23 protein-coding genes and 1 pseudogene are annotated in these 20,720 nt (G+C 61.8%); 17 read left to right on the top strand and 7 right to left on the bottom strand.

Annotated features, from left to right (window positions below):
- Positions 1 to 18: 18 nt before the first annotated feature.
- The 4 genes from RAH32_RS15975 to RAH32_RS15960 form a co-directional block, all read right to left on the bottom strand.
- Positions 19 to 543 (bottom strand): L,D-transpeptidase family protein, encoded by a 525-nt coding sequence (locus RAH32_RS15975; protein WP_103174125.1) that lies wholly within the window; start codon positions 541 to 543, stop codon positions 19 to 21.
- 80 nt (positions 544 to 623) lie between these two features.
- Positions 624 to 1,238, bottom strand: a complete 615-nt coding sequence (locus RAH32_RS15970; protein WP_306609163.1) for a DsbA family protein — start codon at positions 1,236 to 1,238, stop codon at positions 624 to 626.
- Between the two features lie 79 nt (positions 1,239 to 1,317).
- On the bottom strand, positions 1,318 to 2,670 hold the full coding sequence (locus RAH32_RS15965) for a sensor histidine kinase (protein ID WP_239986107.1): 1,353 nt from the start codon (positions 2,668 to 2,670) through the stop codon (positions 1,318 to 1,320).
- Positions 2,670 to 3,344, bottom strand: coding sequence for a winged helix-turn-helix domain-containing protein (locus RAH32_RS15960; RefSeq protein ID WP_103174128.1), 675 nt, complete (start codon positions 3,342 to 3,344; stop codon positions 2,670 to 2,672). The genes RAH32_RS15965 and RAH32_RS15960 overlap by 1 nt, the downstream gene beginning before the upstream one ends.
- A gap of 84 nt (positions 3,345 to 3,428) precedes the next feature.
- On the opposite strand from RAH32_RS15960, the gene dsbD reads away from it, so the two are divergent.
- Genes dsbD through RAH32_RS15935 form a run of 5 tightly spaced genes read left to right on the top strand, consistent with a single transcriptional unit; the run spans position 3,429 to position 8,007 of the window.
- Positions 3,429 to 5,246 (top strand): protein-disulfide reductase DsbD, encoded by a 1,818-nt coding sequence (gene dsbD / locus RAH32_RS15955; protein WP_239986108.1) that lies wholly within the window; start codon positions 3,429 to 3,431, stop codon positions 5,244 to 5,246.
- Entirely contained in the window at positions 5,243 to 6,061 is an 819-nt protein-coding gene (locus RAH32_RS15950; RefSeq protein ID WP_103174129.1) for a TlpA disulfide reductase family protein, read from the top strand. Before dsbD ends, RAH32_RS15950 begins: the two co-directional genes overlap by 4 nt.
- Positions 6,058 to 6,795, top strand: a complete 738-nt coding sequence (locus RAH32_RS15945) for a L,D-transpeptidase (protein WP_103174130.1) — start codon at positions 6,058 to 6,060, stop codon at positions 6,793 to 6,795. Before RAH32_RS15950 ends, RAH32_RS15945 begins: the two co-directional genes overlap by 4 nt.
- Complete coding sequence (locus RAH32_RS15940) at positions 6,792 to 7,430, top strand: DsbA family protein (RefSeq protein ID WP_103174131.1); 639 nt, start codon at positions 6,792 to 6,794, stop codon at positions 7,428 to 7,430. The genes RAH32_RS15945 and RAH32_RS15940 overlap by 4 nt, the downstream gene beginning before the upstream one ends.
- A 31-nt stretch (positions 7,431 to 7,461) precedes the next feature.
- On the top strand, positions 7,462 to 8,007 hold the full coding sequence (locus tag RAH32_RS15935; RefSeq protein ID WP_306609158.1) for a L,D-transpeptidase: 546 nt from the start codon (positions 7,462 to 7,464) through the stop codon (positions 8,005 to 8,007).
- A gap of 35 nt (positions 8,008 to 8,042) precedes the next feature.
- Here RAH32_RS15935 and RAH32_RS15930 read toward each other — a convergent pair whose 3' ends face one another.
- Complete coding sequence (locus tag RAH32_RS15930) at positions 8,043 to 8,354, bottom strand: ArsR/SmtB family transcription factor (RefSeq protein WP_103174133.1); 312 nt, start codon at positions 8,352 to 8,354, stop codon at positions 8,043 to 8,045.
- A gap of 87 nt (positions 8,355 to 8,441) precedes the next feature.
- Here RAH32_RS15930 and RAH32_RS15925 point away from each other — a divergent pair, with 87 nt between their 5' ends.
- The 8 genes and pseudogenes from RAH32_RS15925 (at position 8,442) to RAH32_RS15890 (ending at position 14,528) form a co-directional block, all read left to right on the top strand.
- Positions 8,442 to 8,888 carry a YeeE/YedE family protein gene (locus RAH32_RS15925; RefSeq protein ID WP_103174134.1) on the top strand — a complete coding sequence of 149 codons (447 nt, stop codon included), beginning with the start codon at positions 8,442 to 8,444 and terminating at the stop codon, positions 8,886 to 8,888.
- Positions 8,888 to 9,328, top strand: a complete 441-nt coding sequence (locus tag RAH32_RS15920; RefSeq protein WP_306609155.1) for a DUF6691 family protein — start codon at positions 8,888 to 8,890, stop codon at positions 9,326 to 9,328. Before RAH32_RS15925 ends, RAH32_RS15920 begins: the two co-directional genes overlap by 1 nt.
- Positions 9,325 to 10,239 (top strand): annotated as a pseudogene (locus RAH32_RS15915) (MBL fold metallo-hydrolase); the annotation flags it as partial. The gene RAH32_RS15920 and the pseudogene RAH32_RS15915, both read left to right, overlap by 4 nt.
- 27 nt (positions 10,240 to 10,266) lie before the next feature.
- Positions 10,267 to 10,638, top strand: a complete 372-nt coding sequence (locus tag RAH32_RS15910; RefSeq protein ID WP_239986113.1) for a rhodanese-like domain-containing protein — start codon at positions 10,267 to 10,269, stop codon at positions 10,636 to 10,638.
- Positions 10,639 to 10,641: 3 nt separating this feature from the next.
- Positions 10,642 to 12,423 (top strand): SulP family inorganic anion transporter, encoded by a 1,782-nt coding sequence (locus tag RAH32_RS15905; RefSeq protein ID WP_103174137.1) that lies wholly within the window; start codon positions 10,642 to 10,644, stop codon positions 12,421 to 12,423.
- A gap of 186 nt (positions 12,424 to 12,609) precedes the next feature.
- Positions 12,610 to 13,287, top strand: coding sequence for a recombinase family protein (locus RAH32_RS15900; protein ID WP_306609152.1), 678 nt, complete (start codon positions 12,610 to 12,612; stop codon positions 13,285 to 13,287).
- A complete protein-coding gene (locus RAH32_RS15895; protein WP_306609149.1) occupies positions 13,287 to 13,616 on the top strand; it encodes a hypothetical protein in 330 nt (109 codons plus the stop codon). The genes RAH32_RS15900 and RAH32_RS15895 overlap by 1 nt, the downstream gene beginning before the upstream one ends.
- Positions 13,617 to 13,619: 3 nt before the next feature.
- Positions 13,620 to 14,528, top strand: coding sequence for a restriction endonuclease (locus RAH32_RS15890; RefSeq protein ID WP_306609147.1), 909 nt, complete (start codon positions 13,620 to 13,622; stop codon positions 14,526 to 14,528).
- Here RAH32_RS15890 and RAH32_RS15885 read toward each other — a convergent pair.
- Positions 14,521 to 16,008 carry a hypothetical protein gene (locus RAH32_RS15885; protein WP_306609145.1) on the bottom strand — a complete coding sequence of 496 codons (1,488 nt, stop codon included), beginning with the start codon at positions 16,006 to 16,008 and terminating at the stop codon, positions 14,521 to 14,523. The two genes, RAH32_RS15890 and RAH32_RS15885, sit on opposite strands and share 8 nt — an antisense overlap.
- 5 nt (positions 16,009 to 16,013) lie before the next feature.
- On the bottom strand, positions 16,014 to 16,928 hold the full coding sequence (locus tag RAH32_RS15880; protein ID WP_306609144.1) for a winged helix-turn-helix domain-containing protein: 915 nt from the start codon (positions 16,926 to 16,928) through the stop codon (positions 16,014 to 16,016).
- 364 nt (positions 16,929 to 17,292) lie between these two features.
- Here RAH32_RS15880 and RAH32_RS15875 point away from each other — a divergent pair, with 364 nt between their 5' ends.
- The 4 genes from RAH32_RS15875 to RAH32_RS15865 all read left to right on the top strand — a co-directional run bounded on the left by RAH32_RS15875 (position 17,293) and on the right by RAH32_RS15865 (position 20,704).
- On the top strand, positions 17,293 to 17,727 hold the full coding sequence (locus tag RAH32_RS15875; protein WP_306609142.1) for a LexA family protein: 435 nt from the start codon (positions 17,293 to 17,295) through the stop codon (positions 17,725 to 17,727).
- A 4-nt stretch (positions 17,728 to 17,731) separates the two neighbouring features.
- Positions 17,732 to 17,899, top strand: a complete 168-nt coding sequence (locus tag RAH32_RS21560; protein WP_425589731.1) for a Y-family DNA polymerase — start codon at positions 17,732 to 17,734, stop codon at positions 17,897 to 17,899.
- A gap of 46 nt (positions 17,900 to 17,945) precedes the next feature.
- Positions 17,946 to 18,965, top strand: coding sequence for a tyrosine-type recombinase/integrase (locus RAH32_RS15870; protein ID WP_306609139.1), 1,020 nt, complete (start codon positions 17,946 to 17,948; stop codon positions 18,963 to 18,965).
- Positions 18,966 to 19,078: 113 nt separating this feature from the next.
- A complete protein-coding gene (locus RAH32_RS15865) occupies positions 19,079 to 20,704 on the top strand; it encodes a hypothetical protein (protein WP_306609137.1) in 1,626 nt (541 codons plus the stop codon).
- Positions 20,705 to 20,720 lie beyond the last annotated feature (16 nt).

Here is a 20,720-nt window from a genome sequence, read left to right as displayed (position 1 = left end):
GCCTTATGATAGTCGATCTCAGGGCAATATCCTTATGGGGGTGCCCGGCTGAAGCATCGCATAGATGTCTTCTATTTCGTCGTCCGTGACGGCAATGCATCCTGCGGTCCAATCGCGGTTTTGCGGCGCAAGCCTGTTTCCGTCCGGTCCCCTGCCATGGATCATGATATCGCCGCCCGGATCTTGGTTGCTGGCGGCGGCATGGGCTTTGTCCCACTTATCAGGATAGGAAATACCAATAGACAGATGATAGCTGCTTCGAGGGTTGAAGCGGTCAAGGTAATAAAGTCCTTCGGGCGTCTTGCCGTCCCCCTCGAATTGCTTGTGACCAATCGGCTCGTTGCCAAGGCCGACCTGGTAGGACTTCAGAACGGTGTCCCCACTGAGCAACTGCAGGCGTCGTTGCGCTTTGTAGACTCTCACTTCCGTCACCGGCGGGCCTGCGTATTTCTTGAAGGTCGGCCGGCTTAGAGGTGCTGCGCAGGCGGCCAGCATGATCAGCCCAGACAATGCAAATTGCCGTCTGCCCAACAGCACCTTCATTCAGTCCCCACATCTCTGCTGTGATTTCTTCTCATTGACCGGTCTTATAGAGATGCGCGGCTGATCTGTGCGTCTCAGGATTACCCCATCGTTTCCCGTGCTCGCCGGACCAGACCCTTCAGGTCGTCCAGGCTATATTTCCCAAAGGCGCCCTCGTCGCCCGCGATGAAGGAGGGCGTGCCCATCAGGCCCATGTGTTCAGCCAAGAGGAAGCTGTAGGTGATGTGGCGCTCCACGCGTTCGGACTGGATGTCCTGCTCCAGGCGGGCCCAGTCAACGCCAGCCTTTGCAGCCGCCTGCCGGGCGGTATCGGCATTGGCCTTGCCCTTGATCGAGAACAGGGCCTTGTGCATCTGCCAGTAGCGGCCTTGGGACAGCGATGCGAGAGAGACGCGAGCAGCGTCCTCGGAGTCCGGCCCGAACACCGGCCATTCGCGGAAGACCACCCGCAGGTTCGGATCGGACAGGATCAGGCGATGGATCGGGTCGACCATCTCGCGGCAGAAGGGGCAGTTGTAGTCGAAGAACTCGGTCAGCGTCACGTCGCCGTTGGGATTTCCGAGGACGGGCGCCGTGGGATCACGCTCGAGCGCCTTCCGCAGATCCTCGGGCATGGGATTGTTCCGTTGCGCAAGCGCGACGGTGGGCAAGACCAGCAAACCGGTGCTGGCAACGAGGAAGTTTCGACGGTGCATGCATCATCCTTGAACCAAACGGCGCCATGTGGTGCGCCACGTCATGGAAGGTGGTTGGATCCCCAAGCTTAAGGGGAGCTTAAGAACAGGACCTTTCGTCGAGATCCGACAGCGGGAGGGCAATCGACATCTGCTGTCCTCCTGTTCCTTTACCCACCTCCAGATGTCCGCCCATGCGCTGAACGGCGGCGGCAACGATGGCAAGTCCCAGGCCGCTGCCATGAACCTCGCGGCCCGGACCGCGCCAGAACCGATCGGTGACGCGGTCGCGGTCCTCGGGCCGGATGCCGGGTCCCTGGTCGCGAACCTGGACGGTCACAGATGATCCGTCGCAGGTCGCGATCAGGCGGACGACCCCACCGGCGGGGGAATGCTGGATCGCGTTCTCGACCAGATTGCGCAGGGCGCTGTGAACCAGGATGCGGGACGCATAAAGCGGGGGAAGATTGTCAGCCTCGATCAGCAGGCGTACCTGGCGGACATCGGCCTGATCCTTGGCTTGATCGGCAACATCGGCAAGCAACTCCGCCATGTCCAGACGCTCGACCGACGTCGCGTCCTGATCAATGGCCGTCAGGTCCAGAAGCTGGCGCACCATCCGGTCGGTGCGATCCACCGAGGTGGCGATGGAAGCCAGAGCACGGTCGCGCACCGCCGGGTCGACGGCCATTCGGGCAATCTGCGCATGGGTGCGCAACCCGGCCAAAGGGGTCTTCAGCTCATGGGCCGCAAAGGCGGTGAAGTCCCGCTCAGAGCGCCGGACATTCTCGAGACGATGGAACAGGCTGTTCAGCGCCCGGCGGACGGGGCGGATCTCCCGCGGATCCCGGCCTTCCGGCAAGGGGCGCAAATCGTCGGGCTGGCGTTGGCGCAGGGCGCTTTCCAGATGCGCCAGCGGTGCAAGGCCGCGCCCGACGCTGATCCAGATCAGCAGGGCAAGTGCGGGAAAGATCACCGCCAGCGGCCAGAGAAGCCCTTGCACCACGTCGCTCACCAGACGGTCACGCACCTCCATCCGGTCGCCGACCATGACGCGGACCCCCACGTCGGGATTGAGCACGGTGAAGACCCGCCACGGCTCGCCGTCGATCTGGGTGGTGGCAAAGCCCTCGTCGTCGGAAAGCCTTGCATCCGGCGCGCCCGAGGACGCGCCCAGAAGGTCGCCCTGCAGCGACCAGATCTGGCAGGACAGCTGGCGCGAGTATCCGCCGTCGCTTGGCAGGGCGATCGTGGCCCCGGCTGCGGCGTCGTTCAGCGCAATCCGGCGGTCGGCCATGAGCGAGCTGACCATATTGGCTGCCTCGGACAGGCGGGCATCCAGCACACGCTCGACCTGAGCGCGGGTCGAGATGTTGATCCAGAGGACCGCCGACAGCCAGACCGCAGTGGTGGCCAACGTCAGGATCAGGATGAGGCGAAGACGGATCGACATCAGTCTGCCTTCGTTCCAGACACCGGCATGCAGTAACCCAGACCGCGCACCGTCTCGATCACCTCGCGGCCGAGCTTGGCGCGCAAGTGATGGATATGCACCTCGACCGTGTTGCTTTCGACGTCTTCCTGCCAGCCATAGAGCCGTTCTTCGAGTTGCGCGCGGGAGAGGATGCGCCCCGGACGCTCTGCCAGGGCATGCAGGATGGCGAACTCGCGCCGCGACAGGCGCAGGAGCTGGCCATCTCGTGTCACCGTCATCGCGGCCGGGTCCAGTTCCAGCCCGTTCCAGTTGAGGACGGGTGTGGCGCGGCCGCCCTGCCGGCGCAGCATCGCGCGGATCCGTGCGGCCAGTTCATCGAGGTCGAAGGGCTTTCCCAGGTAATCGTCAGCACCCGTGTCCAACCCGGCGACCCGGTCGCGCACCTGGTCCCGCGCCGTCAGCAGCAACACCGGCAGCATGTTCCCGCCTGCCCGCATCTCGGCCAAGAGGTCGGTGCCCATGCCATCGGGCAGCATGATGTCGAGCACCATGCCAGCGAATTCGCTATGGGCCAGGGCTTCGCGCGCATCGGCAAGTGTCGCGACAGCATCAACGGTAAAACCCGACAGGCCGAGGCCAACCACCAGGCCCTCGGACAGCACCGGGTCATCTTCCACGATCAAGAGCCGCATGGGCATCCTTTCCTGTTCCTCGAGGCCGGGTGTGGCGGGGCAAGCTTAAGACTGGCTTAAGCTGACCTCCTTAGCCGCAACACCATGATGATACGAATCCTCTTGGCGGCACTCACCGCATGGACCATGGCGACAGGGGCGGCACGTGCAGAGCCCGGTCCCCCGCTCGACCCGACAGAAGCCTTCGTTCTGACGATCACGCCCGCCCTCGCTGGGGACCTGCAGGTCTCCTGGGACGTGCAGCCGGGCTATTACCTTTATCGCAGCAAGATTGCCGCCATGGCGCCGGACGGCACCTCCCTCCCCCTCACCCTGCCCGACGGGGAGATCTACGACGACCCATGGCTGGGCCGCGACGAGATTTACCGAACGCCGGTAACCATCACCATCCCCGATCCCCAGGGGCTGACGGTGCTACACTGGCAGGGCTGCCAGCAGGACGGCATCTGCTATGCCCCTCAGCAGGCGGTGCTGGATGCCGACGGCACGATCCGGCCACAGGAGGCTGTCGAGGATGATCCCTTCGCCTCCTGGCAGGCCGAGGGCGGTGCTGAGCAATCGTCCGGTTCGTCGGCTGATGACGCCAGCATACCCCCGCAGTCAGGTCTGACCATCGCGGAGGACCGTGGCCTTGTCGCGGACCTGGAAGGCCGCGGCGGCATTTTGCTGGTCCTCGCAGGCTTCTTCGGCTTCGGCCTGCTGCTGTCGCTGACACCTTGCGTGCTGCCGATGGTGCCGATCGTGGCCGGGATGCTGACCCGGCAGGGACAGGGGCTGACCGCAGGGCGCGGACTGGCCCTCACCGGTGCTTATGTAATCGCCATGGCCACGGCCTTTGGCCTGTTGGGCATCGTGGCAGCCTGGTCGGGCGCGAACCTGCAGGCTGTGCTGCAATCGCCAGCGGCGATCGGGGTCATCGCGGCAATCTTCGTGATGCTGGCGTTGTCGATGTTCGGCCTCTTCGAACTGCAGATGCCCGCCATCTGGCAGGCGCGGCTGTCGCGGGGAACGGGTGCAACAGGCTCCTTGGGCGGCGCGGCAGTGCTTGGCTTCGGCTCGGCGCTGATCGTGGGGCCGTGCGTGACCGCGCCGCTGGCCGGAGCGCTCATCTATATTGCCCAGACCGGGGATGTGGCCTTGGGCGCGGCGGCGCTGTTCGCCCTGGGCCTTGGGCAGGGCGTGCCGCTGCTGGCCGTGGGCGTCTTCGGCCCGCAGATCCTGCCTCGCCGTGGCGCCTGGATGGAGCGGGTGAAGATGGCCTTCGGTATCGTCTTTCTCGCCATGGCCATCTGGCTGGCAGGACGCATTCTGCCTGGACCCATCATCCTGCTCCTGTGGTCGGTGCTGCTGACCGGCTGCGGCGTGGCCTTGGGCGCCCTGGACCGTCTGTCGCCAAGCGCGCCGCGCACCATGCGCGTCGCTGCCGGAACCGGGCTGCTGCTGGTTTTTGCCGGCCTGATCCAGGGCATCGGCGCCGCCTTGGGTGCCGATGATCCGACCCGTCCCCTGGCACCCCTGGCCGGACGCACGACACAAGCACTCGCCGAACCCGTGCCGTTCCAGACCGTGACGAGCCGGACGGCCTTGGAAACTGCTCTGGATGGAACACAGCCCGCCCTGATCTACGTCACCGCCGACTGGTGTGTGACCTGCCGCTCGATCGAGCGAGGGCCCATGTCGGACCATGAGGTGGCAGCCGCGCTCAGCGATCTGGCCCTCATCAAGGTCGATGTGAGCGACTTCAATGCCGAGGCGCAGGCGGTGATGAAGACCCTCGCCGCTTCTGGTCCCCCCACCATGATCTTCGTCGATGCTGCCGGGGCCGAGGCACAGGGCAGCCGACTGATCGGCGATGTGGATACAGCGGATCTGCTAACCTCGATTGCGCAGGTGGCTCCATGAACGCGGTCTCCCTTGGACCTTTCGTTTTCGACGCCTCACGCCTGGCAGCAATCGCGGCTGTCCTGCTGTTCCTGACCGTGAGCAAGATCGCGGCCCGTCGCAAGCGCCAGAAAGGCCACGCCCACGCGATCGAGGCTTGGGCAGGCTGGGCGGTCCTCGCCTGGATCCTCGGCGCACGGTTGGGCTTCGTCCTCACGCATGCGGACGACTTCGCAGCAGCGCCGTTGGATGCGCTGAAGCTGTGGCAGGGCGGTTTTTCTGCCCGCGCCGGCTGGATTGCGGCGGGCGCGGTCCTGGCGGTCGCATTCCTCAAGGGGCGCGGTGCGGTTCTCCGGCCTTTGCTGGTCGCCGCCGCCCTGACGGCCATGGCTCATCAGGCGATCACCGCGGCCCTGCCGCGTCCGCAGATGCGCCTGCCGGTGATGGAGCTTCTGGCCCTGGACGGCAGCCCTGTCCAACTGGCCGGGCAGGACCGGGTGACGGTGGTCAATCTCTGGGCGACATGGTGCCCGCCCTGCCGCCGCGAGATGCCGATGATGACATCCCTGGCAGCCGAGATGCCCGAGGTGTCCTTCGTCTTCGCCAACCAGGGCGAAAGCGCGGATCGCATTCTGGCCTTCCTTGCTGCCGAGGGCCTGCCTGCGGATGGGATGCTGCGCGACCCGCGGGGGCACCTGATGGGCCGGCTGCGGGCCGTGGGCCTGCCCTCGACCCTCGTCTTCGATGCCAAGAGCGCGCTCGTCGCCGCTCAGACGGGCGAGATCTCCGGGCCCGCCCTGCGCGCGCTGATCGACACCGCAAAGGAACAAGAATGATCTATCTGGTAAGAACGCTTCTGGCTGGCTCCGCCTTGCTGGCGCTCGCGGCCTGCGAGACTACCCCACCAGCCCCGGCGGCTCCACCCCCTGCCCCGGCACCTGCCCCGGTCAGTGCGGAAACTGCAGCCCTTTATGCCGCCCAACCCGACGGGGATCTGACGGTCCCTGCCATTCCCGCGCATCTGCTGACCGAAGACAAGGCGCGGCAAGAGGTGGATTACTGGACGGACCAGCCGGTCGGCACGATCATTGTCGATCCCCATGCCAAACGGCTCTACCAGGTCCGGCCGGGCAACAAGGCGATCCGCTATACCGTGGGCGTGGGCGCCGCCGGATACGGATTTACCGGCGAGGCGCATATTCCCTATCAGCGCGACTGGCCCCGCTGGACCCCCACCGACAGCATGCTGGCCGAGAACCCCGAATACTACGGTCCCTCAAAGGGCGGCGTGGACGGCGGGCTGGCAAACCCGATGGGTGCCCGCGCCCTCTATATCCACAACAGCGGCGGCGACACCTTCTACCGCATCCATGGCACGCCCGATCCGCAGTCGATCGGCACGGCCAGTTCGGCTGGCTGCATCCGCCTCTTCAACCAGGACATCATCCACCTGGCCGGGAACACCGACAGCATGACCAAGGTCGTCGTCCTGACCAAGGCGCAGTCGGGCCAAGGCACTACCCCGCCTGCGGCAGCTCAGGCCAAACAGACCTCCGGAGACCCCGCATGATCCTTCACCGCAGAGCCCTTCTGGCCTCCGCCGGCCTCGGCGCCGTTCTGACAACCCTTGGCGGCCTGACCTGGACCCTGTTGCGCCAGCCAGCCGATGGCACCGAGCTGACCCTCAATGACGTCCTTTACGATCCCGATCAGCCGGTGCTGGGCAATCCGGCAGGCGACGTGACCGTTGTCGAGTTCTTCGACTACCAGTGTCCCTTCTGCAAGCGCGGCCATGCCGACCTGATGGCCGAGGTGGAGGCCGACGGCAATCTCCGTTTGGTGATGAAGGATTGGCCGATCTTTGGCGGGGCTTCGGTCCTCGCCTCCCAGCTGGTTCTGGGCGCGGTGGAGGAAGGAGCCTACGCTGCGGCGCAGGCGGCCCTGATGGCCACGCCCGCACGCCTCTCCGAAGACGAGGTCCGCGACACCCTGACAGCCGCGGGGCAGGATCCCGCAGGAATGCTGGCCGCCTACCGGCAGGACCGCGACCGGTGGGACGGGCTGATGGACCACAACAGCCAGCAGGCCGCCGCGCTCGGGTTGCAAGGCACACCCGCTTTCATCATCGGCCAAAATCTTCTGCCCGGCGCCCTCGACCGCGACCGCCTGCGCACAGCCATTGCCGCGGCCCGCGGCAGCGCCTGATCCCCCGTTCACACCCAAGAAGGAGCAGACCATGACCAAAATATCGCGCCGCACCCTCGGCCTGATCGCTCTCGGAGGGCTTGCCGCCCCCAGCCTGGTGCGGGCGCAAGCCGGGCCTGCCCGCAACATGAGCAGCTTCGCCATGCAGCACTGGCAGGACCACTTCGGGGAACTGGGCCTGGGCGCGATTGTCGCTGACACCACCTCGCGCGCGCTGCATTTCTGGTCGGGCGATGGACAGACCTACCGGACCTATCCGACCTCGGTGCCCATTTCCGAGGAACTGACCAAGCGCGGCTACACCGAGATCGTGCGCAAGAAGGAGGGACCGAGCTGGGCCCCTACGGCCTCCATGATGGAACGCTTTCCCCATTATCGCCCGGTGGGCCCGGGTCCGGACAATCCTTTGGGCACGCACGCCATGTATCTGTCCTGGCCGGCCTACCTGATCCACGGCACCCATGACACACGCAAGATCGGGCGCCTGTCCTCGGACGGCTGCATCGGACTTTACAACGAGAAGATCGAGGAACTGTTCGGCCTGTGCCCAGTCGGCACTCAGGTGCGGATCATCTGACAGCCCCGCAGCCGGGGCCGAAAGGCCCCGCTGAATCACAGATCCTTGCAGAAGGCTTCATAAAGCGCAGCCATGAGCACTTCCAGGTCCGGATCGGAGATGCGGTAGAAGATGGTCTGGCTTTCGCGGCGGGTGTCGACCATCTGGGCCTCGCGCAGCTTGGCCAGGTGCTGGCTCAGCGCCGACTGGCTGAGGCCCACGGCCTCCTGCAGCGCACCGACCGAGCGTTCGCCCTTGGTCAGTTCGCACAAGATCAGCAGGCGCTTGGCGTTTGCGACAAGCGCAAGTCGCCCGGCCACGTGATCGGCGCGCTCCTGCAGGGCACGGGTCGCTTTAGGGAGATCCATTATATTAGCATTGACTGATTTAGACATGGATAATATATAAGCCACAACGGCGGCTGGGGCAAGCTGCTTTGAGGAAGGAGAACACCAATGGAGATTGGGATCGAAACCGCCTTCACGCCCTGGGCATCCTTGCTGGGCGGGATGCTGATCGGGTTGAGCGCGGTGATGGTGATGGGGCTCTTCGGCCGCATCGCGGGGATCGCGGGCATCACCCAGGGCGCCTTGGCGCTGCCCGGGGCGGCGAAGGACCGTGACTGGCGATGGGCCTTCCTCGCGGGGCTGGTTCTGGCGCCGCTGGCGGTGATGGCTGTTGGCGGGACTGTTGCGCAGACGGTGCCGGAGAACCTGCCCGGCATGGCCGTGGCGGGGCTTCTGGTGGGCATGGGCACGGCACTCGGCTCGGGCTGCACCTCGGGGCACGGGGTCTGCGGGCTGGCGCGGCTTTCGGGCCGGTCGCTGGCGGCGGTCGTGACGTTCATGGCGGCGGGCTTTGCCACCGTTTTCGTGCTGCGCCATATCCTGGGGGGTGCGTGATGCGGGTGCGGTGGGGCTTTCTGTCGGGTCTGGTCTTCGGGCTGGGGCTGGTGATCTCGGGCATGGCCAACCCGGCCAAGGTGCTCAACTTCCTTGACCTGGCCGGGACCTGGGACCCCAGCCTGGCCTTTGTGATGGTCGGGGCCACCCTGACCGCCTTCGTGGGCTACCGTCTGGTCTGGCGGCGCAAGGCGCCGGTGCTGGACCGGACCTTCGACATCCCGAAGAACCGCGCCATCGACAAGCCGCTGCTAGTGGGGGCGGCGCTGTTCGGGATCGGCTGGGGGATCGGCGGCTTCTGCCCCGGCCCGGCCTTCACTGCCCTGCCCCTGCTGGCGCCGGGCACGCTGATCTTTCTGCCCGCGATGCTGGCCGGTCTGTGGCTGGGCGCCCGGATCAAGGCAGGCGGTTCACTGCAAGGAAAAGGAGCAACGTCATGAGTGAGTCAAAACTGAAGCAAAAGGTGGTCCGCCATTCGCCCTCGACCGGCGCGGGCAGCCCCAATGTCTGGGGCATCTACGAGCCTGATACCGGGTCCATCCAGTATATCTGCGCCGATCCTGCAACGAAGAAGGCCGCGCTCATCGACGTGGTCTGGAACCTCGACCCCAAGAACTACCGCTTCTCGACCGAGAGCATGGATCAGGTGCTGGAGGTCGTACAGCAGAACGGACTGACGGTCGAATGGGTGCTGGACACGCATCCCCATGCCGACCATGTGATGGCTTCGGCGCATCTGAAGGAGCGCACCGGCGCACCCACGGCGATTGGCGACAAGGTCCATGACATCGCAGGGCTCTGGGCCGGGCTCTACAACCTGCCCGAGGCTTTCGATCCGGCGCGCGACTTCGACCGCCTGTTCGCCCCTGGCGAGACCTTCCGCATCGGTGAGCTGGAGGCGCGGGTGATGCTCTCGCCCGGCCATACGTTGGGCTCGATCACCTATGTCTGCGGGGACGCGGCCTTCACCCATGACACGCTGATGCAGCCCGATGTCGGCACCTCGCGCGCCGACTTTCCGGGCGGCGATACCGAACAGCTGTGGGATTCGATCCAAGAGATCCTGGCCCTGCCAAAGGACACGCGCCTGTTCGTCGGCCACGACTATGGCACCGACGATCGTGACGAGCCTCAGTGGGAGGCGACCGTGGCCCAGCATCGCGCGGGCAACAAGCACGTGAAGGATGGCACCCGGCGCGAGGACTGGATCAGGAAGCGCAACGAACGCGATGCCACCCTGGCCCTGCCTGACCGGATCCTCGCCGCGCTGCAGATCAACCTGCGCGGCGGGCGCCTGCCCTCACCCGAGGCAGACGGCAACAGCTACCTGAAGATCCCGGTGAACCGCTTTCCCGCACCGCAGAAGAAGGCCAAGACGATGAAGGACCTTGTGGCGGATGCGCAAAGTCGTGTCGCAACCGTACCGCCCGAGCAGGCGGCTCGGGGCGACGGCTCGGCCGCTCTGGTTCTTGATGTGCGTGAGCCGAGCGAACTCGAGACCCACGGGCGCGTTCCCGGCGCCCTGCATGTTCCGCGCGGCCTGGTGGAAAGCCGTGCCGACGTCACCGCGAAGACGGCGGAAGCGCAATTGACCGACCTGCGCGACACCGGCTGCGTCCATGTCCTGTGCGGCTCGGGCGCCCGGGCGACCCTGGCGGCAGACACCCTGCGCGCCATGGGCTACCAAGCCAGCGTGATCGAGGGCGGGTTCGAGGCCTGGAAGGCCAAAGGCCTTCCGGTCGAGACCTGAGCCATGGACAGGCTGGGCCGCTATCTGCCGATCCTGCACTGGGGTCGCACTTATGACCGGCATGCCCTGACCAGCGACGCGGTGGCGGCGGTGATCGTGACGATCATGCTGATCCCGCAGTCGCTGGCATACGCGATGCTGGCCGGCCTGCCGCCGGTGATCGGACTTTATGCGTCAATCCTGCCGCTGATGGTCTATGCCCTGTTCGGCAGCAGCCGCACCCTGTCGGTGGGTCCGGTGGCGGTCGTATCGCTGCTGACCGCCGCCGCCGCGTCCGGCGTGGCGGTGCCCGGCAGCCCGGAATATGTCGCGGCAGCTCTGCTTCTGGCGCTGCTGTCGGGGTTGATCCTGGTCGGCATGGGCATCTTCCGACTGGGCTTTGTGGCGAACCTGCTGTCGCACCCGGTCATCTCGGGCTTTATCACAGCCTCCAGCCTGCTGATCGCCACCGGACAGCTGAAGCACATTGCAGGCATCAAGGCCGAGGGCGCCACCCTGCCCGAGATGCTGGCCTCGCTATTCGAGAACCTGCCTGCAACCCATTGGCCCACGCTGGTGATCGGAGCTTTGGCGATGGCTTTCCTGTTCTGGTCGCGCCGTTCTCTAAAGCCAATGCTGATCCGGCTGGGCGTGCCTCTGTCTGCGGCCGCCCTGCTTGCACGCACCGGGCCGGTCCTGGTGGTTGCGGCTTCCATTGCCGCTGTCATCCTGCTGGAACCGGGGGTTGCCGTCGTGGGGAAAGTGCCACAGGGGCTGCCGCCCCTGTCGATGCCGGTGATCGATCCGGCGCTTTGGACCGCGCTGCTGCCCTCGGCTTTTCTGATTGCCCTGATCGGCTTTGTGGAGTCGGTGTCGGTGGCGCAGACGCTGGCCGCGAAACGCCGCCAGTCGATCAGCCCGGACCAGGAACTGATCGGCCTCGGCATGGCCAATCTCGCTGCGGCCCTTTCCTCAGGCTATCCCGTCACCGGTGGTTTTGCACGGTCGGTTGTCAATTTCGACGCGGGCGCACAGACCCCTGCCGCCGGGGCCTTCACCGCCATCGGCATCGCCCTTGCCTCGCTGTTCCTGACGCCGCTTCTTTATCACCTGCCCATCGCTGTCCTGGCAGCCACCATCATCGTGGCCGTGCTGAGCCTGGCCGACTTCGGTGCCCTGCGGCGAACGTGGAAATACTCCCGCGCGGACTTCTCGGCTCTTGCTGCCACACTTGGGGTGACACTGCTGGATGGGGTCGAAACTGGAATCATGGCGGGCATTGCGGTCTCTGTCCTGCTCCACCTGTGGGCCAGTTCGCACCCGCATGTGGCAGTGATCGGCCAGGTGCCCGGCACGCAGCACTTCCGCAACGTCCTGCGCCACAGCGTCATCTGCACGCCCGAGGTGCTGGGCCTGCGCATCGATGAAAGCCTGTTCTTCGCCAATGCACGCGCCATCGAGAATGTCATCCAGCACGAGGTCGCCGCCCGCCCACAGTTGCGCCACGTGGTCCTGAACTGCGCCGCCGTCAACAGCATCGACGCAAGCGCGCTCGAAAGCCTGGAATTGGTCATGCATCGCTTGTCGGACGCGGGCATTGCGCTGCACCTGTCCGAGGTCAAGGGTCCCGTCATGGACCGCCTGGAACGCAGCGACTTCCTCCACCATCTGACAGGCCAGGTGTTTCTGTCGCATTATCATGCAGTGGAAGCTCTCGCTCCCGAGGTGACATGTACATCCCAAACTGCTCATCCTGCAGCAACGTCTCAGAACGTCGCACTGCAATCTGCAGCACTCTCACCGTGAGTAGGCCCTGAACGTTACGAAGGCGATGATGCGCGTTGAGACTGAAAGCGGTTCAGGAATGCGTAGACAGCCCGCGGGGGCCTATTGCAAGCATCCGTCTGCTGATCAGTGGCCCACCAGTTGCTGAATTGAGCGTCCGAATGGGGATCGTTGAGAGGACGGCAAGCTTGCCCCTGAACAGGCCAGTTGAAGGCCAACAAATGCTGGCGGGACGAAATCTCAGATGAGTGGTCCGATATTTTTTGCATTGAAGGGGCGGCTACTGTTACAGATCAGGACATGATACAGATTTTGATAGGCTACGCCCGCTGTTCTACCGACAAACAGGATCTTGCCGCGCAGAAGGGCATCCTAGCCAGCTTCGGAGTCGCCGCCGATCGCATCTACACCGACCACGGCTTTACCGGCACGAACCGCGCCCGTCCTGGTCTTGATCAGGCACTTGCAGCCTTGCGGGAGGGTGACACGTTGGTGGTCCCGAAGCTGGACCGCCTGGCACGCTCCGCCCCCGACGCCCGCGACATAGCCGACAACCTAGCCGCGCGCGGGATCAAGCTTCAACTTGGCAGCTCGATCCATGATCCGACCGACCCAATGGGCAAGCTGTTTTTCAACATCCTGGCCACCTTTGCCGAGTTCGAGGCCGACCTGATCCGGATGCGGACCCGTGAGGGCATGGCTGTGGCCCGAGCCAAGGGCAAGCTGCGGGGCAAGAAGCCGAAGCTGTCGGATCGCCAGCAGCAGGAGCTGCGGCGCATGTATGACACCGGCGAGTATTCCATCAGTGACCTGGCAGAGGTGTTTTCGATCTCGCGACCGACCGTGTATCGCACCTTGGATCGGCAGGCGGCGACGGCGGCGTGATGACAGATGATTCAAAGCCGCCACGCCCCCCGGCCCTGAAAAGCGAGACCCGTCAGACGAACTGGCGCCGCACCAACCTGCCGAAGTACCAGGCCCATCTCGCGGTTCAGCGGGCGCTTATGTCTGGCGCACTGGAAAAGCAGGGCTGCGAGGTGTGCGGCGCGGCCAAGGTCGATGCCCATCACGATCGATACGATGAACCCCTGAACGTGCGATGGCTCTGCCGCAGCCACCACGTCAAGCTCCATCATTACGGCGAAGATATGTTTCCTATCAGTGAGCCTCAAAATACAGGCTCAGGTAATAATTATTACAAAGATAAGAGTTAAAGCGTGACAATCGGCCACAAACGCCTTCTTCACACAGGGCTTGAAAACTACGATCACGTTTACTTAGATTCAGGCTCTGTGTTTTTCGCCAAAGCACTACGTGCAGGAAAATGCCCGTGCTGTAACATTCAGCTTCTAACGTTCGAGCATGATTTACCAACAAAAAAACTCGGTCCAGGATTTAGCCAGATTCGGTGGTTGCACCTAGAAATTTGCCCAGCCTGTGGGTGGTGGCACTATCGCCAAGACTATATGTCACACGACCAAGAAGATAAACGTTCAACCAACTGGGAACTTACTCACGCTCTACAGACGGAAATAGAGATAGGAAAGACCACTCTTCCTATTGAGGCGCTCCAAAAGCACCTATTACGACGATGGGAAGATCGAAAGTTGATCTCCGCTCAGCAAGCAGAGGATCTGGTCGCATCCGTGCTTAAAGAGCATCATGGCGGAGAGGTAATACGAACAACGGCTAACGCAAATGCAGCAGATGGCGGTATCGATCTATATCTAACCATTGGAAGTGATGGCGCAGTCAAACGTGCAGTGCAGGTGAAGCGCCGCATTACATCAAACGTGGAACCTGTCGAGGAAGTGCGTAATTTTGTTGGAGCTATGGTTTTGTCCGGCGCGGACAGCGGAATTTATGTAACAACAGCATCACGCTTTACAAAACCTGCACGTGCGATTCCAAGATTCGCTAAAGAAGCAAAAGCTAAGCTTGAAGTTGATCTTATAGACGGTGAGCGACTTTTTGAAATTCTTCAGACCACTAATGAAAAGAAACCTGTTCAGCTTCCGCAAAATGTCCGGTTAGATCAGGAGTGGCGAAACGCGAGCGGCAAAATCATTACCGCACGTGATCTATTTACAGGTGACATCAGAGAGTGGTCTGTTCCCCCTACATAGGAGGAAGCATTCCTATAACCTTCTCAACAGAAGCAGCGATTTGGGCAGCATCTCCGCCAAACTTCGCCAGCTTTGATGTTCCTGAGAAAAGACCTGTAAGTGCCTGTTTGACCTTAGTGAGCTTTGAAGGCTCCAAGTCAACAGCGGCATCCACGACCAGTTTAGTGACGTCCTTCAGCTCTTGGGTTTGATATGGCAATGTGCCAAGTTCTTTAGCAAGGTCTGACAGTGCCGCTTTGAGCTGGACAGTCTGGTTCCCCGTTAAGGAATTGTTGGCCTCCCCATGTTGGGTCGCATCTCCCGTTATAGACACGGCTCCACTTTGAATACTTCCAATGTTGATAGTGTTATTGGTCACGTGCGTAGGGCCTCCTTGGTTTTGTGGGGAGAAGTCGAAAAGATCCCCGCTTCCTTTGATTTCCAATCGTTTAAATTCAGCATACATCGCAGTGCCGGCGGCTGCCGCCAGCATTCGCTTGGCAAGAGGGCCGGAGGGTGACGACACTTCAAATTGCTCCTTTGCGAGCCGACTGTACTCGGAACATTCTCCTGCGTGCCTCACCATGTGGTCGAGTATTTCCTCGCGGATTTCATCTTTACTTTCATTGTGCCACCATGGCGAAGTCAAAGTTTCGAGTCCGTCATACCATGTGTTCCTCAACCCACGAGCAAGGTTCATTCGCACTTCTGAGTCGAAATCCTGAGAGCCCTCGGCAACTACCTCATGCTTGACGCCATTATCGATATCTGCCTCGCCATAAAGTCTATACGTCCACCCACGGATATTGGCTGGGTATCTTTCTACATCGGCCACATCGAAGCCTAGGTGGTCAATACCAAGCTCCGGGTGCTCATTGATTGCCCAGACAGCATATTGAATGACTTCCATGTCGTCATGCTTTGACAGTTGCCGCACAAGGTCTCCGTTTTCGAACCGCGGATCAAAAAGATTATCAGGTGCGCGGCGCAGCCCAACAGCTACCAACGCACTGCGAAGAACAGGTGCCGCTTCGTTGTCAATGTCGATGGTCGTACGATCGGACCGGATGCGAATGCCAAAATTTCCAATATGTGCTGCCAAGGCTATTTGTTGAGGGCTGACATAACTACGCTTAGAAAGATCTCGATAGGCGTCTGGAAATACCTTGAAATAAGCCGTTAAGGCTGAAGCCATTGTATCTGGGTCATTGGGGTGTAGCTCAATGACCCGCTGGATTGCATCCAGGCTTCGCTCTGGCGTTCCGATTAGCGCAAGCACATTGAGACACCATCTTCTCACTTTAGGCTCGAACCGATTGGCTTCTAGTTGGCCTACAGCGGCCACTTCAAGAGAGCCGCAGTACAAAGGCTTGAAGTGCAGTCCGCGCGCATACAGAAGGCAGACTTCTTGTAAAGCACGCTTTGCACGTTCAGGATCAGCACCGCCTATCTGACCAAGGAGATACTCGGCGTAAAGATCATCAATGAAGCGATGAAACATGAACCTTACTGATCACACGCAAACCTTTGGCGTACGACCGCCTGCGTCCAAGGATCAAAATCATCCAGATGGTTCGGAGGCACCCGAAAAGGTATCCACTTCATGTCGTTCATCGACAGACGGCGGGTTGTTGGCTCGAACCAAGAAGGACACCCCGTTTCAATGACCAGCAGGGCTGCTTCAATATCATTGTCAGATGAGACCTCAATAACAGAAGCAGAGGAAGAAGTCTCAGATTTCAAGACCTCTACATCCAACGGAAAATCAAGGTCTATGGATAAAGCGGTTATACCTGCCTCTATGATGCCAAGGTTTTCGTGATTGAATAAAGTTTGTTGGTCTTCTGTCACGAGAGAAGTGAAGCCGACGGTCCGCTTGGATGTCAAATCCTCGTTCTGTATTCGATACCTACCGACACGATAGGAAAGAACGCTTTCTTCTCGAACCAACATTACAAAGCACCATAGAGGAACATGACCCTCAGGACGATCTTTGAAACCAAAATACGAAAGCTCGCCACTCTGGTGCATGCCTGAAATAGCAGCCCATCTAGCCTGAGCACCTTGAACCCTCAGCCTGTGAAGGCTTTCCTTTGAAATGCACAGTACTGGATCAGGCGTTAATTCGCGCTTGCGGCGTTTTGCTCTGATAGTCTTACGGAATTCGGCAGGAATACTTTCATCTGAGAGCAGAGAGCGAAGGAAAAACTTGCCTGGCTCTGTTCTAACAAAACGACTTCTATCCTTGCTGTGAAGGATATCTTCGCTGAGTCGAGCCTGCAGCGTTTTGTGTTGCGTTTCACCATGCAGGTGCGATGGCATCAAGTCGAGAAGGTAAGCTTCTCGCAAGATAGCGTGAGGCCCCATTGGACGCCGCTTACTGGCTAGGACTTTTTCCGCAATTTCAAGATATGAACTCATGTCCGCCCTAAGAGGTAACAGAGGCACACCACCATCTGCAGCGATCCTTCGAGGATACTCTATTACCCAGCAGGGCGGATGTCATCCAGTCAACGATACGCAGCTTCGGACAAAGATAGGGCGGATCAGTTTATCCGCATCCGCTGCATCGCAAGGTCTGTCCAGATGCGTTGGACGACCTTGTTTTCATGTTCCTGAGTGCTTTGCCGCCGGCTGGAAGATCCAGTCAAAGCCATGCTTCAGCGGTCAGCTTGTGCCGGATCGGCATCCTGTCCCCAGCTTTCTGCCCCTGTCGTGAGCCGTAGTCCTTGACGATCAGGGGCGTATCGGAACTATGGCCACTGTTCACGGATTGTTCTGGGCCATGTCACTTGATCTTCATCCTCTCAGCGTCACGCTGATCGACCGCGACATGCCGCTGGCCGCCATCCAGGTGCCAGCCGGTTTTCCCTCGCCTGCGGCTGATGATCTTGAGGACACGGTTGATCCTTTCAAGTGGGTTGTCCGCCATGAACACGCGACCTTCTGGTGGCGTGTCTCGGGCGACAGCCTGGAGGCCGAGGGTATCCTTGACGGGGATCTGATCGCGGTGGACCGCGCCGGGCGGCGGCGCAGCGGGCGCATTGTCCTGGCCCTGGTCGATGGACAGATCACCGTGAAGAAGCTCGCCAAGCGGGACGGCCAATGGTTCCTGGACCCGCGCGCGCGCAGCGACGACTACCAGACTATCCCCGTGACCGAGACCACCGAGATATGGGGCGTGGTGGCGGGCGTGGTGCGCCGCCTGCCCGTCGAATAGGGCGATGCTTGAGGCGTCCGACAAGCCAATAGCCCTGATTGACTGCAACAACTTCTATGTGTCCTGCGAACGGCTTTTCGACACGAAGCTGCACGGCATCCCCGTGATTGTTCTCTCGAACAATGACGGATGTGCGGTGGCCCGGTCTGACGATTATAAGGAATCTGAGTAAGGGTGCTTTTGGGGTAAAATAGCACATCCAAACGATAGGCGTAGCGATGGACGAGGGCGTCGAGCGCTGGCTTTTGATCCAAGAGAACCTTGGCCGTGCTCGGAACACAGTCCTGGCCTATCGGCACGCCTTTGCCGACTACCTCAGCTTCTGCAGGCAAAGACAAATTGCGGTCTGCGACGCTACCCGAGAGCACTTATCGCTTTATGTCCGATCGATGACGGACCGTCCCAAGCAGGCACATGCCTCTGTCGCATTGGAGACCTCGCCAAGCGGTCTCGCCAACGCGACAATCCGGCAGCGGCTCACAGCCGTAAGGCTATATTATGATTACCTGATCGAAGAAGGTGTCCGCTCGCATAACCCTGTCGGTCGTGGGCGTTACACAGCGACGGCACGTACCGCAATGTGGGGTCCGGCTTCGCATGCGCTTCTGCCGAGCTATAGCTTTTTGCCGTGGATACCGGACGAAGACGAGTGGCACCACATCTTGACCATCGCCGCAACCAACTCGCCTCGGAACCGCCTCATGCTGGCACTGGCTTATGACGCGGGCCTGCGGCGTGAAGAACTCTGCTCGATTGCCACCGGTGATCTCGATCCTGCCCGCCGGCTGGTGCATGTCCGTGCAGAGACGACAAAGGGGCGTCGTGCCCGCCTGGTCCCCTACTCCGTGCCCACTGGCATGCTCCTTGAAGCCTATCTCCATGAACGGCGGAAACTGACGCGAGACCGCGGGGCGCTTTTCATCTCTCAATCCCGCCGCAATCGCGGCGTCCCCATAACCGTCTGGACTTGGTCAAAGGTCGTTCAGGTCTTGGCGCGGCATGCAGATCTTCCCCGCCTTGCAACTCATACGTTTCGGCACCTGTGCCTGACCGACTTGGCCCGCGCTGGTTGGGAGTTGCACGAGATTGCCGAATTTGCCGGCCACCGGAACACCAGCACGACCCTGCTCTACATCCATCTCAGTGGTCGCGACCTCTCGGCGAAGCTCGCCCGCGCCACCTGTGCACATGGCCGGCGCATGATCGAGATCGGCGCATGTCTGGGAGCCGCACAATGAAGACTAGCGCCGACGCCATACCACCAACGCCCCCTTGGAGGTGGCCGGTTGATCCGTCGTCTTACGATCGGGCGCCGGACCTGTCCTCCAAGGAACAAGAGCATATCAGCCGATTGGTGACACGCTTCGCGGCCGGGGGCCGTGGATGGCACAAGACGGCACGTCCCGCGCTCGCCCGCTTGCTTCTGCCGCTGCACGACACGCTGGACCATCTCGGCGCGACAACCACCGAGAAGCGCAACAACACGGTGCGGACCACCGTCATCTGCCTTTTGATCCAGGCGATGCATCGCCACAACTGTTCGTTCTGGGCTTTTACCCACGATCAGTGGACCGAGATGCTCGGCAGCGATTACTACGCCTATGTCGATCAGCATGGTGTCACGGCAAACGCGCGGCAGCAATTGATTGCCGTGGCCTTTCTGCTCTGTGCCTTCGACCGCCTCGACCTGCTTGGACGTCTGGCCTTCCATGCCTTGGCGGAAAAGGTGTTCGGCGCCGACATCGTCAATCCGGTCATCGCCGAGATGGAGGCCAATCTCCAACGCTGGGGGTACACCAAGAAGGGCAATGTCACCGGGTTGCGAGCGGCACTTGCCCGCGCGATGCTGGCGCACCGCAGCCCACGCCTCGAAGATCTGCGCCGTGAGACGTTGATGCGCCTGTTCCATGAGGCGGAGGCAAAGATCACCCGGCGTGGCCTCGTGATCCTTTCCTACGCCCTTGTGCGACGTGGCCTTATTGGCGAGGCGCTTGGGCGTGAACGCCAGACTTGGCGATTGAAGCGGCTTGACCACCGGCACGCGACCCAAGGCGTGTCAGCCGAATGGTTCCAGTGGTGTGATCGCTGGTTCGCGACGTCGACGCTTCAGCCTTCGAGCCGCGCAGGCACAGTCAACCGCTTGCTTCAGGCCGGCCGCTGGCTCGCACGGGAGAGGCCGGATGTGTGTGGACCTGCAGACTGGGATCGCGAGGTCGCTGCCGCGTTTGTTGCCGCAGTTGATCGGGCCACGATCGGCGGATGGTCGACCCCGGTTGGCCCGAACAAGGATCGGGTGGGCGAACCGTTTGCGCCTGCCTCAAAGGAGGCGATGCTCCGGGCCATGCGCACGTTCCTTTCCGACTGCCATGAATGGGGATGGGCAACGGTCCGTCTGCAACCCACTCGGGCACTGGCGACACCCCGCTCGATCCGGGCGCTGATCGGTCCCGATCCACGCATTATCGCCGATGATGTCTGGGCCAAGCTGATCTGGGCAGGCCTCAATCTTGAGGAGGACGATCTTCCGCAAGCCTTTCGTCCTCATGCTGACGGAAGCTGCACCTTCTACCCGATCGCCCTGGTCAAGGCTCTGGCCGTGGTCTGGTTGTTCACAGGACTGCGCCGCAACGAGATTTTGCGTCTGCCAGTCGGATGCATTCGTTGGCAGACGTCACCAGACGAACACGATGACGGAGCTGAGGCGGACCAGGCTCGAACCTGTCTGCTCGACGTTCCCGTCAACAAGACCGGTTCGACGTTCACCAAGCCGGTGGATGAGGTCGTTGGCAGCCTTGTGAGGGCTTGGGAGGCTGTGCGGCCACCACAGCCAACTCGCATCGATTCAAAGACAGGGGCGCGCTTTGCACCCTTGTTCTTTTATCGTGGCCGCCCTGTCTGCGTATTCCACCGTATCCGACCGCTTATTCCAGCAACATCCGACCAGCTGTTCCACGATCATCCGACCGGTCGGCGGTAGCGGTCTGAGGCAAAGT

Origin of the sequence: Paracoccus yibinensis, assembly GCF_030846195.1 — a bacterium.
Classification (GTDB): domain Bacteria; phylum Pseudomonadota; class Alphaproteobacteria; order Rhodobacterales; family Rhodobacteraceae; genus Paracoccus; species Paracoccus yibinensis.
Note: the sequence above shows the minus strand (reverse complement) of the source record. Positions and strands in the feature narration are given on the sequence as shown.